This is a genomic window from Parvibaculum sp., assembly GCF_049671045.1.
In the GTDB taxonomy this organism is placed as follows: Bacteria; Pseudomonadota; Alphaproteobacteria; order Parvibaculales; family Parvibaculaceae; genus Parvibaculum.
This window is the reverse complement of record NZ_JBATUH010000017.1, coordinates 41,540-53,347: the sequence shown is the minus strand read 5'-3', so window position 1 is coordinate 53,347 and position 11,808 is coordinate 41,540. Positions and strand designations below refer to the sequence as shown.

Sequence of the window (11,808 nt, the reverse complement as noted above, 5' to 3'; positions counted from 1 at the left end):
AGGGCCCGCACCCCCTTCTTGAAAGAGGCCGTTTGCTGACCCGAATCCTATCCGGTCAGGGTCAACAAGCCATTTAAAAAACCCTGCGGAGCCAGCGCCCTTCAGACGGCGGCTCCGCAACATTTCTCAACGGCCCTTCAGCAAGTCGACGAGCGTCGTGCCGAGTGCCGCAGGCGACGGCGAAACGCGGATTCCCGCGGCCTTCATCGCCTCGATCTTGGCTTCCGCCGTGCCGCGGCCACCGGACACGATCGCGCCCGCATGGCCCATCCGGCGTCCGGGGGGAGCCGTCACTCCGGCGATGAAACCGACCATCGGCTTCTTCACCTTCGAGGCCCTGATCATATCGGCAGCTTCCTCTTCCGCCGTACCGCCGATTTCACCGATCATGATGATCGATTCCGTCTGCGGGTCGGCGAGGAACATCTCGAGCGCGTCGATGAAGTTCGTGCCGTTGACCGGATCGCCGCCAATGCCGATGCAGGTGGACTGGCCGAGGCCCGCTGCCGTTGTCTGGGCCACTGCCTCATATGTAAGCGTGCCCGAGCGGGAAACAATGCCGACCGAACCCGGCTTGTGGATGTGGCCGGGCATGATGCCGATCTTGCACTCGCCCGGCGTGATGACGCCCGGGCAGTTCGGCCCGATGAGGCGCGTCTTGGAGCCCGAAAGCGCGCGCTTCACGCGCACCATGTCGAGCACGGGAATGCCCTCGGTGATGCAGACTGCAAGCTCGATCTCGGCGTCGATCGCCTCGAGGATCGCATCGGCGGCGAAGGGCGGCGGCACATAGATCGCGGAAGCGGTGGCGCCCGTCTTCTCGACGGCTTCGGCAACGGTGTTGAAGACCGGAAGGCCGAGATGCGTCGTGCCGCCTTTGCCCGGCGAGGTGCCGCCCACCATCTTCGTGCCATAGGCGATGGCCTGCTCGGAGTGGAAGGTGCCCTGCTTGCCGGTGAAGCCCTGGGTGATGACTTTCGTATTCTTGCCGACGAGAACAGACATTTAGTGAGCCTCCTTCACGGCCTTGACGATCTTCTCGGCCGCGTCGGCGAGATTGTCGGCGGAAATAATGGGCAGCCCCGATTCGGCCATCAGCTTCTTGCCGAGATCGACATTGGTGCCTTCGAGGCGCACCACCAGCGGAACCTTGAGGCTGACTTCCTTCGCGGCGGCGATGACGCCTTCCGCGATGATGTCGCAGCGCATGATGCCGCCGAAGATATTGACGAGAATGCCTTCGACGTTCGGATCGGAAAGAATGATCTTGAAGGCCGCGGTGACCTTTTCCTTCGTCGCGCCGCCGCCGACATCGAGGAAGTTCGCAGGCTCGGAGCCGTAATATTTGATGATGTCCATCGTCGCCATGGCGAGGCCGGCGCCGTTCACCATGCAGCCGATCTTGCCGTCGAGCTTGACGTAGTTGAGGTCGTATTTCGACGCCTCGACCTCGGCCGGATCTTCTTCCGTGATGTCGCGCAGCTCGACGATGTCCTTGTGCCGGTAGAGCGCGTTGTCATCGAAGCCGACCTTGGCGTCGAGGCAGACGAGCTTGTTGTCGCCGGTGACGACGAGCGGATTGATCTCGAGCTGCGCCATGTCTTCGGCGACGAAGGCATTGTAGAGCTTCTGGACGAGATCGACGCCCTGAGCGTTGAGAGCGCCCTCGAGGCCGAGCGCGAACGCCACCTTGCGGCCATGGAAGGAGGAGATGCCCGATGCCGGATCGATCGAGAAGGTGAGGATTTTTTCCGGCGTCTTGTGCGCCACTTCCTCGATGTCCATGCCGCCTTCGGTCGAGGCGATGAAGGCGATGCGCGAGGTCGCGCGATCGACGAGCACGGAGAGATAGAGCTCGCGGGCGATCGAGGAGCCTTCCTCGACATAGAGGCGATTGACCTGCTTGCCGGCCGGACCCGTCTGATGGGTGACGAGGGTCGAGCCGAGAAGGCGCGTCGCTTCGGCCTTCACGTCGTCGAGCGATTTCACGACCTTGACGCCACCGGCCTTGCCGCGTCCACCGGCATGGATCTGCGCCTTGACGACGTAGACGGGACCGCCGAGCTTCTGCGCGGCGGCGACCGCCTCATCGGGCGTGAACGCGGGAATGCCGCGCGGCACCGCCACGCCATACTTCGCAAGCACGGCCTTGGCTTGATATTCATGGATGTTCATGGGCGGTCCGTCCGGGCTGGAGGGGCAGCGCGGAGTGCGGCCCCGATGGAAAAATTACGGATTGCCGCGAGTTATAGCACCCGGAAATCCGGGCGCAACCGCCAAATCATGAATCTGGGTTCAGAGCATCGCCTTTTTGCCCGCTTACAGAATTCTCAATAATTTCCTGTAGATAGCCTGACGCTACGTCAAACGGACCCGCACCGCCACTCGGCCTCGCCCCTCGCTCCGGCCGCCTTCACTCCCCGCCGAGCTGGTGGCTCTGGATCGCGGTCGAGCCCGCGGGCAGGCTCAGCATCAGCCCGTCCTCGCCGATCCGCGTTTCGCCCGCCCCCCGCGCCTCGGCGACGCCGCGCATGAAGATATGCCGCATCAGCGCATTGCGCAGCGGCGGCACGACATGCGTGAAGACGAGCATTCGCACATTGGCCTCGCGCGCGATCTCCGCCGCCTCGACGGGCGAGGTGTGATAGCCGATCGTGTCGCGCGCCATCTTGGCGAGCCGCGCATTGCCGGTCTTGTCGAGCGCGACGGCGAGAAGCTTCACCATTGCGGGGTCAAGCGCCTCATGCACGAGGAGATCGGCATCCTTCGAGAAACGCACCATGTTCTCGATCTTTTTCGTATCGCCACTGACGACCGCGACGCGGCCCTCATATTCGATCCGGTAGCCATAGGCGGGCTCGACCGGATGATGATCGACAAGAAAGGCCGAAATCCTGAGGCCGTCCTTGTCGTAAACAGTGACGGCCTCTCCGGGCGCGGGCATCGCGATCTCATGCGGGATCATGCGTGCACCTTCAGGCGCCAGAAAATCGGCACCATGATGGGCGAGCCTGAACCCCGCATCGGAATCATAGGCCGCCGCGAAACCGCGCACGACATCGGCCGTTCCCGACCGGCCATGGCCTTCGGCGTCTTCCTCATGTTTGAGATCGGCTGGCGCGCCGGGCCCGTAAATATCGAGCGGCGTCTTGCGGCCCGCGATCCAGCTCTGGACCGCCACCTCGCCCAGCCCGCCGATATGGTCCGAATGAAGATGGGTGAGCAGGACCGTATCGAGGGCCGCCGCCGGAAGCCGGCTGGCCGCGATCTTCCGCCAGGCGCCCGGCCCCGCATCGATGAGGACCATATGCCCGCCCGCGATGACGGCCGTGCAGGCATTGGCGCGCTCCGGGTCCGGCATGGGCGACCCGGTGCCGCAAAGCACGATGTGAAGCGCCTTGTCGCCGAGAAGATCCGACCTGTCGCCTTCCTGAAGGCGCCGCTCGGCCGCGCGCTCCAATATGCCGTCCTGAAGCGATGGCGACAGCCATACCGCGCCCGCCCCGATGATGACGAGAAGCGCGGCGAGCGCCGCCCCCCCAAATACGATCCGCTTCATCCGTTCCTCCGGTCCTGATTAATGGAGAACATTAATCATCGGATGAAGGCGGCGCAAGACCCGGCGCCCCTTTCGGCGCCGCGAGCGCCGAAAATGAAAAAGGCCGCCCCGGGGGCGGCCTTTTCCGGCAGAGGCCTCAGGCCTCCGGTTATTACTTCTTGCCCTTGGGCGCCGCGCCCTTGGCGACGCTCGGGTCGATCTTCTTGCAGGCGTCGATGAGGCTGACGACGGCACCGACCGACTTCTCGAACGCCTTCTTCTCGGCGGCGTTGAGTTCGATTTCGACGACGCGCTCGACGCCGCCCGCACCGATCACCACCGGCACGCCGACATAAACGTCCTTCTGGCCATACTGGCCCTCAAGATAGGCGGCGCAGGGCAGAACGCGCTTCTGGTCCTTCAGATAGGCTTCGGCCATCTCGATGCCGGAGGCGGCCGGCGCATAGAAGGCGGAGCCGGTCTTCAGCAGACTGACGATCTCCGCGCCGCCGTCGCGCGTGCGCTGGATGATCTGCTCGAGCCTTTCCTTCGTCGTCCAGCCCATCTTGACGAGGTCCGGGAGCGGAATGCCCGCAACGGTCGAATAGCGCGCGAGCGGCACCATCGTGTCGCCATGGCCGCCAAGCACGAAGGCCGTCACGTCCTCGACGGAGACATTGAACTCTTCGGCGAGGAAATAGCGGAAGCGCGCGGAATCGAGCACGCCCGCCATGCCGACGACCTTGTTGTGCGGCAGGCCGGAGAACTGGCGCAGCGCCCAGACCATCGCGTCGAGCGGGTTGGTGATGCAGATGACGAAGGCGTTCGGCGCGTATTTGGCGATGCCCTCGCCGACCTGCGCCATGACCTTGAGGTTGATGCCGAGAAGATCGTCGCGGCTCATGCCCGGTTTGCGCGGCACGCCCGCGGTGACGATGACGACGTCGGCGCCCTTGATGTCCTTGTAGCTGTTCGTGCCCGAGAGCGCGGCGTTGTAGCCCTCGACGGGCGATGTCTCGGCGAGATCGAGCGCCTTGCCCTGCGGCAGGCCCTCGGCAATGTCGAAGATGACGACGTCGCCGAGCTCCTTGAGCCCGGCAAGCAAAGCCAGCGTGCCGCCGATCTGACCGCCGCCGATAAGTGCGATTTTCTTCCGCGCCATGAAATGAGCCTCCGGATGTCTGTCTGCAGGGTGGATCGGTGGCCGACGCCGGCCGGATCGCGCGCCGCGTGGGTGAAACTGCTGGCAGCTAGTAGCGTGAATCCCGGCGTTCCGCAATAAACCGTGTGCGGCCATTAACCAGGATTCCGCTTGGCCGTTGACGTAAGGCGGCCCCGGCGCGCAGGTTTCATTCCGGGACAATCGCCAGGCGCCTCGGGGGGAGTGCGGGCAATGCCATACACGTCTTTGCCGCGTTTCAGGCGGCCGGTCCTGAAGCTCGCGGCCGCGATGGCCGGGCTGGCCGGACTTTCGAGCTGCGCCGCGCCTGTCATCGGCGGGCTCACCGCCGCGGAGGTCTTTTCGCTTGCGGGCCTCAGCGCGACGATCATGACCGGCCGCGATCTGACGGAACACGCCGTTTCCGCCATCACCGGCAAGGATTGCCGTTTCCTCGAAACGCTGCTGCGCGATGGCCGCTCTTTCTGCGAGACGCCCGACACGGTCGCGACGCGGGGCGATTTCCAGGGCGTCTTCGCCCTGCTGGGCGACGGGGAGACGGTGAAGACCGCTTCCTCCCTCGACCCCGATCTCCTTGGCTTTGCCCCGGTCGACCGGCGCGGGGCGGAGGATTTCTCCCTCGAGGTCGCCCGCAAGAAGGCGGATAGCGAGACGCACCCCCTCTCCTTCGGCATGCTTTCGGCGGCCTTCGGACAATCCTGGACCTATGACGTCCACATTCGCGGGTCGGACGCAGGCGGGCAGACCGCCGAAAGCGCGCCCGCCCATGCGGCCCGCTCGCTCGGCCTGCGCCCGAGCCGGGGCGATTATTTCGGCCTCTGAACCAGTCCTGATCTCCACCCTCCTTCGGGGACCGCGCTCCGGCCGGCGCGCCCGCCCTTGTGCGGGAGATGGGCCCCCCTTGACTTCGATATGTAAAGATATATCTTTAACTTCGATATATCTAAACACTATCGGAAGTACCCATGTTCAAGCATTTCAGAGCCCATCGTCATGGGCACGATCTCGGCGGAAGGGATCGCGACTGGCACACATTCGGGCCGGGCCATCATCGCCGCGGCCGGCGCCGCCGCGCCTTCGAGCAGGGCGATCTGCGTTTCGTCATCCTGCGGCTCATCGCCGAGGAGCCGCGCCACGGCTATGACATCATCAAGGCCATCGAGGGTGCCTTCGGCGGCACTTACAGCCCGAGCCCCGGCGTCATCTATCCGACGCTGACCCTGCTCGAGGATCAGGGCTTTGCGAGCGTGTCGCCCGGCGAAGGCTCGAAGAAGCTCTACACGATCACGTCCGCGGGCGAGGCTTTCCTCGCCGACAACAAGGCGACGCTCGACGCGATCTTCGCGCGCATGGAGGAAGCAAGCCGCCGCTTCCGCGCCGGACCCGCGCCGGAAATCATCCGGGCGGTCGAGAATTTCCGCACCGCGCTTCGCCTGCGGCTCGAGCGCGCGCCGCTCTCATCGACTGAAATCGCCGCCATTGCCGAGGCGATCGATGCCGCCGCCGCGAAAATCGAACGCTGCTGATCAACGCGAAGAGGGAGGCCCTTCCATGTCACGCTCACTCCTGCCGGAAGCGATCGAGGCCTATTCGGCATCGCTCGTGATCGAAACCGAGGCGCAGAAGAAGCTCCGCATCGAGACCGCGAAACTGCCCATGGCGCAGATGCAGATCGGCCCCGACCAGGGTGCCTTCCTCACGCTCCTTGTCGGCGCCATCGGCGCGAGGAAGGCCATCGAGATCGGCACCTTTACCGGCTACAGCGCCATTGCCATCGCCCGCGGCCTCGCGCCGAACGGAACGCTGCTCTGCTGCGATGTTAACGAGGAATGGACTTCCATCGCGCGGCGCTACTGGAAGGAGGCGGGCCTTGAGAAGCGCATCGAGCTGAAGCTCGCCCCCGCCCTCGAAACGCTCGATGGGCTCATCCGCTCGGGCAAGGAAGGCACCTTCGACTTCGCCTTCATCGACGCCGACAAGACCGGCTACGACGCCTATTACGAAGCCTGTCTGAAGCTGCTGCGCCCCGGAGGCCTGATCGCGCTCGACAACATGCTCTGGAGCGGTGCCGTCGCGAAGCCGGAAATAAAGGACGATGACACCGTCGCGATCCGCGCGCTCAACGCGAAAATCTCGGCCGACCCCCGCGTCGACGCATCGCTGCTGACCGTCGGCGATGGCGTGATGCTCGCACGAAAGAAATAGACGTGACGAGTTCCGTTCCCCAGCCCATGCGGCCCCACGGCGTCGCCGGCCGCATCTTCGGCTTTCTCATGGAACGCACGAACCGCCCGGCCTATGAGCGCGCGGCAAGCCTCATCGATCTTTCGCCCGAAGGCCGCTTTCTCGAAATCGGCTTCGGCACTGGCAGGCTTGTCGAGATGATGGCATCGCGCGCCACGGCAGGATTTGTCGCGGGCGTCGACCTCTCCCCGCTCATGGTCGAAACGGCCCGCCGCCGCCTCGACCATATGGGCGTCCGCCACGAACTCATCGAAGGAACCGCCGAGAACCTTCCCTGGCCCGATGCGAGCTTCGATGCCGCCGCCGCCCTTCACAGCTTCCAGTTCTGGCCGGACCCGGTCGCCGCGCTCACCGAGATCCACCGCGTGCTTCGCCCTGGCGGGCGGCTGATCCTCATCCTGCGCAATCACGCGAAAAGGCAGGTCGACTGGCTCCCCAATCCCTGGAGCCGCACGCCGAACGAAGTCGAGGATGCGCTGACGCTGCTCGCTCGAACGGGATTTGCGGCCGGGCGCGTCCGGCCCGACGCCGACACCTCTCCCGTCATCCTGGCGGAGAGCTGATCGGAAAACGACCGGCGAAACGAGAGGAGCCGCCCAATGCCAAACGAAGCCGCGCCAGACCATCCCGGCGTCATCGCCAAACCGCCTTACATATATTTCGGATTTCTGCTCGCGGGCGCGCTGTTCGGGTTTTTCTATCCCCTGCCGCTCGCCGACAAGGCTGGCCTCGCGCGAATAGCAGGCGCAATCCTCCTCGCCGTCGGAGTGCTGCTCATGTCTCTCTGTGTACGGCGCTTCAACAAGGCTGGCACGAACATACCCACGAACCTTCCGGTCAATGCGCTCGTCACCGAGGGCCCCTACCGCTTCTCGCGCAACCCGATCTATGTGAGCATGACCGCGATTTATGTGGGCCTCGGTCTCCTCCTCGACAATGGCTGGATCATCGCGCTGCTGATCCCGCTGCTTTTGATCATGCGCTACGGCGTGATCGCGCGGGAGGAGCGCTATCTCGAAACCAGGTTCGGCGATCCCTACCGTGACTACAAAGCCCGTGTGCGGCGCTGGCTGTAAATCTCAATCGGCCGCGCGCAGGCCCATATAATCCGTGCTCTGCATTTCCATGAGCCGTGACACGGTGCGCTCGAAGGCGAAGGCGCCATCGCCCTTCGGATAGAGCGCGGAAGGCTCGGCGGCGGCCGAGACGATGAGCTTCGTCTTGGCCTCATAGAGCGCGTCGATGAGGGTCACGAAGCGCTTGGCCTCGTTGCGGCGCTCCGGGCTCATCATCGGCACATCGTCGATGAGAACGGTGTGGAAGCTCTGCGCGATCTTGATGTAATCGGCCGCGCCGAGCGGCCGGGCGCAAAGCTCCTCGAAGGAGAAGCGCGCGACCCCATGGGCCGCCTGCGGCACCTCGACGGCGCGCCCCTTGAGCGCGAGCGTCATCGGATGGCCGCGCTCCTTGTCGGTGAGGCGGTGGAACGCCCTGTCGAGCGCCGAGCGCGATTCGGACCCGAGCGGCGTGTAGTAGACCGGCAGCCCCATCATCCTGTCGAGACGGTAATCGGTGGCGCTGTCGAGATGGACGACATCCATCCGCTCCTTCACGAGATCGATGAAGGGCAGGAAGCGATGGCGGTTGAGGCCGCCCTCATAGAGCCGGTCGGGCGCGATATTCGAGGTCGCGACGATGATGACGCCGAGATCGAAGAGCTGCGTGAAAAGACGACCGAGGATCGAGGCGTCGGCAATGTCCTGCACCTGGAATTCGTCGAAGCAGAGAAGCGCCGCGTCCTTCGCGATCTCCTGCGCAACCGGCGGGATCGGATCGCCGCCCTTCACGGCGCCCGATTTCTCGCGCTGGCGCCAGTTGAAGATGCGCTCATGCGTTTCGAGCATGAAGGCGTGGAAATGGACGCGCCGCTTCGGCCTGATGCGGACGTGATCGAAGAAGAGATCCATCAGCATCGACTTGCCGCGCCCGACATCGCCCCAGATATAGACGCCTTCGGGCGGCGTCAGTGCCTTGCCGAAGCCGAGGCGCGCGAAGGGGCCGACCTTCTTGCCCGGCTTCCACTCCGCAAGTTCGGTGGCCAGATGCTGAAGCCGCTCGGCGGCGCGCGCCTGCGCGGGATCGGCTGCGATCTCACCCTTCTCGATCTTCCGGCGATAGGCGGCAAGCGGTCCCTTGTTCATTCTTCAGCAGAGGCCAGGTGAGAACATTGAAAGAACATCGTGCCGTCGATAGAATTCCGGAACCGGGAAAGAGGCGTCCTGGGATTAGCCAGGCATAGCCATGCATCAGCTCGAGGAACTTGCCGGCCTTTTTGAAAAGGCATCCGAAGCCTACGCAGCTTCGCACGGAATAGCCCGAAACGACGACTGGTTCATCCTGAAAATGGAGGAGGAACTGGGCGAACTCACGCAAGCTTGGATGAGGCTGACTGATCGGGGACGCCGTCATGGCCGGTCGGATGCCGAACTCAGAGAAGACCTCGCCAGCGAGACCGCCGACCTCCTCGGCCATGTTCTGCTTTTCGTTCATCGGCACGGAATTGAGCTTGCGCCCGCGATCCGGCGCAAATGGCGGTTCGATCCGCTCGGGAATGAATGAAACATTCTCCGCGCCGTCGCATGGCTGCAACATTCGCCTAAGGACGTGACTTCGCTCATGTTTTTCACGCGCAGCCGCCGCTTATGTGATGCGCCGCCATGGAAACGACGTTCCATAAAGCGTTTCATACTGGCGCTCCGGCGACATTCGACTAGCATTTCACCGGGGTCCGGGGGATTCGCGCCCGTGGAACCTGGCGGGAGCAACGGCTGCAGCAGGCCCGCATGAAACAAACGGCCGCAGAACACAGTTAAGAGGAACGACAATGTCCAACTCCGTGAAAGTCATCATCGCAGTAATTGTGATCGCCGTGGTTTTGCTCGTCGGCTACAAGCTGACCAACAAGGGTACTCCGACAGAAACGACCGGCACGCCGACGACGTCCGAGACGGCGCCCGCCGAAGCACCGGCAACGCCTGCCGCTCCGGAAAGCGCGCCGGCCCAGAGTGCGCCCGCCGAGAGCGCCCCGGCGGAGACGGAACACGCTCCCGCCACGACCGAACCGGCCGCGCCGTCCGAGCCCGCTCCGGCCACGCCTTCGGAACCGGCTCCGTCCGGCCAGCAGTAAGCTCCGATCAGGAGCCGAAGTTCAGCCCGCGCATCGAAAGATGCGCGGGCTTTTTCATGTCTGCGGCAAAGTGGTGGCGCGGCGGCTCAGGTCGCCAGCCGCGGGTACATTCTCCCGCCGATCATGACGAGAACGGCGAGTGTGAGCACGAGCACAGAGAAATCGACCGCGAGCCCGAAGCCGCTTTCGCCATCCGCAAGCATCAGCGCGCGCAAGCCATCGACCGTGTAGCTCAACAGATTGAGATATGACACGCCCTGCAGCCAGCCCGGCATGGTGCTCATCGGATAGATCGCATTGCTCGCAAAGAAGAGCAGCATGGTGAGCACCTGGCCGATGCCCATGAAGCGTTCGCGCGTTTTGACGATGCAGGCGATGATGAGCGAGAAGGTCGATAAGAGCGCGGCGCCGCAAGGCCGGGTGAAATCCGTAGAACTCCCTAGCCGCGGGCCCGCCAGCCGTTCACCGGCGGTTCAGCTTTGGGGACTATGCTCCTTTTCACGCCCTTGGTGGCGACACCACAAGTGGCGGCGGAGCCCCGGCTGCGTTTGAGCGCCCCGGCCTATCTCTCGCCCCCCGACCGGCCCGCGTCCTTCCTCGAGGCGCGGGCCGTCCCTTTTGGGCGGGCCGTTTGCCCGGGCGCCGATCCCGGTGCAGCATGAAGGCGCCTCTGCGATTCCATGGAGAGCCGACATGCACGGATGCCGATCTGCCGCCATCATGGCGGCATGCCTTCTTCTCTCGGCCTGCTTCGTGAGCAAGACACCGCTCTTCGGCCCCGCCGAGGCGGATTATCCGGTCCCGGAGGGCACGCGCTTCGCCGCCTACAAGCTCGATGACAATGGCAGCCGCGCGTCAGCACCGCCGCGCCATCTCACCGTCACGAGAAAGGGCGCCGATTACCTCTACACATTCGACGGCGAGGAGCCCGTCGCGGGCCTGCTCGATGACATTGGGGGCGGCGACTACATCGCCCTCATCCGCGACAGCGAGAAACCCGGCAAGGCCGTCTATGGGCTTCTCCGCCAGAGGGGCGAGGGCTGGCTCCGCTTCGCGCCCGAATGCAGCGACTTCATCCGCATCGCGGAGCGCCATGGCGAAAGCGCCGCCACCTTCAACATCACGCGCAGCGGCAATGACTGCGCCTTCTCGTCCTATGACGATCTCAAACGCGCATTGGCGGCCGCCGCCCGCTATACCGCGCCCGATACGGAATATGTGCGGGAATAGGGCCTACTCTCGGCTCAGATGGGCAAGCGAGGCGCCATGCGCTTCCCAGTTCTGACCGTCGAAGGGGCGGATAGTGACCTCGCCGAATTCCGAGCGGTCGAGGCAGCGGAAATTGACGCTCCAGCCATCGGGATTGGAGCGCGGCACATAGAAGGGCTTGACCCCGCAGACCGAGCAGAAGAGATGCCGCGCCGTCCCGGTGTTGAACCGGTACTCGGTGAGCCTTTCCTCGCCCGAGAGGATGCGAAAGCGCGAGGCCGGCACGATGAGATGGAGATAGCCCGTCTTCGCGCAGATGGAGCAGTTACAATCGTCGAGCACGATGTCACGCGCGGTTTCGACCTCGAAGGTCACCGCACCACAATGACATGCACCCTTGTGCCAGTCTCTTTCGCTCATGGCTCGACTATGCGATGGCCGGATGCGGCC

At 64.3% G+C, this 11,808-nt stretch carries 15 protein-coding genes; 8 read left to right on the top strand and 7 right to left on the bottom strand.

Annotated elements, in window-relative coordinates; all coding sequences use genetic code 11:
• Nucleotides 1-126: 126 nt before the first annotated feature.
• The 4 genes from sucD to mdh all read right to left on the bottom strand — a co-directional run bounded on the left by sucD (nucleotide 127) and on the right by mdh (nucleotide 4,700).
• A complete protein-coding gene (sucD, locus tag WBG82_RS01875; RefSeq protein ID WP_424420644.1) occupies nucleotides 127-1,005 on the bottom strand; it encodes a succinate--CoA ligase subunit alpha in 879 nt (292 codons plus the stop codon).
• Nucleotides 1,006-2,175 carry an ADP-forming succinate--CoA ligase subunit beta gene (gene sucC / locus WBG82_RS01870; RefSeq protein ID WP_424420642.1) on the bottom strand — a complete coding sequence of 390 codons (1,170 nt, stop codon included), beginning with the start codon at nucleotides 2,173-2,175 and terminating at the stop codon, nucleotides 1,006-1,008.
• Between the two features lie 238 nt (nucleotides 2,176-2,413).
• Nucleotides 2,414-3,559 carry an MBL fold metallo-hydrolase gene (locus WBG82_RS01865; protein WP_424420639.1) on the bottom strand — a complete coding sequence of 382 codons (1,146 nt, stop codon included), beginning with the start codon at nucleotides 3,557-3,559 and terminating at the stop codon, nucleotides 2,414-2,416.
• A gap of 151 nt (nucleotides 3,560-3,710) precedes the next feature.
• Nucleotides 3,711-4,700 (bottom strand): malate dehydrogenase, encoded by a 990-nt coding sequence (gene mdh / locus WBG82_RS01860; protein WP_424420636.1) that lies wholly within the window; start codon nucleotides 4,698-4,700, stop codon nucleotides 3,711-3,713.
• Between the two features lie 231 nt (nucleotides 4,701-4,931).
• Between mdh and WBG82_RS01855 the strand changes: the two genes are divergently transcribed.
• The 5 genes from WBG82_RS01855 to WBG82_RS01835 all read left to right on the top strand — a co-directional run bounded on the left by WBG82_RS01855 (nucleotide 4,932) and on the right by WBG82_RS01835 (nucleotide 8,038).
• Complete coding sequence (locus tag WBG82_RS01855) at nucleotides 4,932-5,540, top strand: hypothetical protein (RefSeq protein WP_424420633.1); 609 nt, start codon at nucleotides 4,932-4,934, stop codon at nucleotides 5,538-5,540.
• Nucleotides 5,541-5,683: 143 nt separating this feature from the next.
• Complete coding sequence (locus tag WBG82_RS01850; RefSeq protein WP_424420631.1) at nucleotides 5,684-6,244, top strand: PadR family transcriptional regulator; 561 nt, start codon at nucleotides 5,684-5,686, stop codon at nucleotides 6,242-6,244.
• A gap of 25 nt (nucleotides 6,245-6,269) precedes the next feature.
• A complete protein-coding gene (locus tag WBG82_RS01845) occupies nucleotides 6,270-6,923 on the top strand; it encodes an O-methyltransferase (protein WP_424420628.1) in 654 nt (217 codons plus the stop codon).
• A 2-nt stretch (nucleotides 6,924-6,925) separates the two neighbouring features.
• Nucleotides 6,926-7,525 carry a class I SAM-dependent methyltransferase gene (locus WBG82_RS01840; RefSeq protein WP_424420625.1) on the top strand — a complete coding sequence of 200 codons (600 nt, stop codon included), beginning with the start codon at nucleotides 6,926-6,928 and terminating at the stop codon, nucleotides 7,523-7,525.
• A gap of 36 nt (nucleotides 7,526-7,561) precedes the next feature.
• Nucleotides 7,562-8,038 (top strand): methyltransferase family protein, encoded by a 477-nt coding sequence (locus tag WBG82_RS01835; protein ID WP_424420623.1) that lies wholly within the window; start codon nucleotides 7,562-7,564, stop codon nucleotides 8,036-8,038.
• Between the two features lie 3 nt (nucleotides 8,039-8,041).
• On the opposite strand, the gene zapE is transcribed toward WBG82_RS01835, so the two are convergent.
• Complete coding sequence (zapE, locus tag WBG82_RS01830; protein WP_424420620.1) at nucleotides 8,042-9,163, bottom strand: cell division protein ZapE; 1,122 nt, start codon at nucleotides 9,161-9,163, stop codon at nucleotides 8,042-8,044.
• A 100-nt stretch (nucleotides 9,164-9,263) separates the two neighbouring features.
• Between zapE and WBG82_RS01825 the strand changes: the two genes are divergently transcribed.
• Nucleotides 9,264-9,581: a pyrophosphatase gene (locus WBG82_RS01825; RefSeq protein ID WP_424420618.1), complete on the top strand. Its 318-nt coding sequence runs from the start codon at nucleotides 9,264-9,266 to the stop codon at nucleotides 9,579-9,581.
• A 265-nt stretch (nucleotides 9,582-9,846) separates the two neighbouring features.
• The gene (locus WBG82_RS01820; protein ID WP_424420615.1) at nucleotides 9,847-10,149 is read left to right on the top strand and encodes a dynamin; all 303 of its coding nucleotides are present in this window, start codon (nucleotides 9,847-9,849) and stop codon (nucleotides 10,147-10,149) included.
• 86 nt (nucleotides 10,150-10,235) lie between these two features.
• Here WBG82_RS01820 and WBG82_RS01815 read toward each other — a convergent pair whose 3' ends face one another.
• The gene (locus tag WBG82_RS01815) at nucleotides 10,236-10,607 is read right to left on the bottom strand and encodes an ABC transporter permease (protein WP_424420696.1); all 372 of its coding nucleotides are present in this window, start codon (nucleotides 10,605-10,607) and stop codon (nucleotides 10,236-10,238) included.
• Nucleotides 10,608-10,842: 235 nt separating this feature from the next.
• On the opposite strand from WBG82_RS01815, the gene WBG82_RS01810 reads away from it, so the two are divergent.
• Nucleotides 10,843-11,379 carry a hypothetical protein gene (locus WBG82_RS01810; RefSeq protein ID WP_424420612.1) on the top strand — a complete coding sequence of 179 codons (537 nt, stop codon included), beginning with the start codon at nucleotides 10,843-10,845 and terminating at the stop codon, nucleotides 11,377-11,379.
• Nucleotides 11,380-11,382: 3 nt separating this feature from the next.
• On the opposite strand, the gene WBG82_RS01805 is transcribed toward WBG82_RS01810, so the two are convergent.
• The gene (locus tag WBG82_RS01805; protein ID WP_324300540.1) at nucleotides 11,383-11,778 is read right to left on the bottom strand and encodes a GFA family protein; all 396 of its coding nucleotides are present in this window, start codon (nucleotides 11,776-11,778) and stop codon (nucleotides 11,383-11,385) included.
• Nucleotides 11,779-11,808 lie beyond the last annotated feature (30 nt).

Bases quoted from the DNA above. Each gene is read 5' to 3' on its own strand.
- WBG82_RS01845 (WP_424420628.1), top strand. From the start codon at position 6,270: ATGTCACGCTCACTCCTGCCGGAAGCGATCGAGGCCTATTCGGCATCG.
- WBG82_RS01825 (WP_424420618.1), top strand. From the start codon at position 9,264: ATGCATCAGCTCGAGGAACTTGCCGGCCTTTTTGAAAAGGCATCCGAA.
- sucD (WP_424420644.1), bottom strand. From the start codon at position 1,005: ATGTCTGTTCTCGTCGGCAAGAATACGAAAGTCATCACCCAGGGCTTC.
- zapE (WP_424420620.1), bottom strand. From the start codon at position 9,163: ATGAACAAGGGACCGCTTGCCGCCTATCGCCGGAAGATCGAGAAGGGT.
- WBG82_RS01855 (WP_424420633.1), top strand. From the start codon at position 4,932: ATGCCATACACGTCTTTGCCGCGTTTCAGGCGGCCGGTCCTGAAGCTC.
- WBG82_RS01820 (WP_424420615.1), top strand. From the start codon at position 9,847: ATGTCCAACTCCGTGAAAGTCATCATCGCAGTAATTGTGATCGCCGTG.
- WBG82_RS01850 (WP_424420631.1), top strand. From the start codon at position 5,684: ATGTTCAAGCATTTCAGAGCCCATCGTCATGGGCACGATCTCGGCGGA.
- WBG82_RS01865 (WP_424420639.1), bottom strand. From the start codon at position 3,559: ATGAAGCGGATCGTATTTGGGGGGGCGGCGCTCGCCGCGCTTCTCGTC.
- sucC (WP_424420642.1), bottom strand. From the start codon at position 2,175: ATGAACATCCATGAATATCAAGCCAAGGCCGTGCTTGCGAAGTATGGC.
- mdh (WP_424420636.1), bottom strand. From the start codon at position 4,700: ATGGCGCGGAAGAAAATCGCACTTATCGGCGGCGGTCAGATCGGCGGC.
- WBG82_RS01805 (WP_324300540.1), bottom strand. From the start codon at position 11,778: ATGAGCGAAAGAGACTGGCACAAGGGTGCATGTCATTGTGGTGCGGTG.
- WBG82_RS01810 (WP_424420612.1), top strand. From the start codon at position 10,843: ATGCACGGATGCCGATCTGCCGCCATCATGGCGGCATGCCTTCTTCTC.
- WBG82_RS01835 (WP_424420623.1), top strand. From the start codon at position 7,562: ATGCCAAACGAAGCCGCGCCAGACCATCCCGGCGTCATCGCCAAACCG.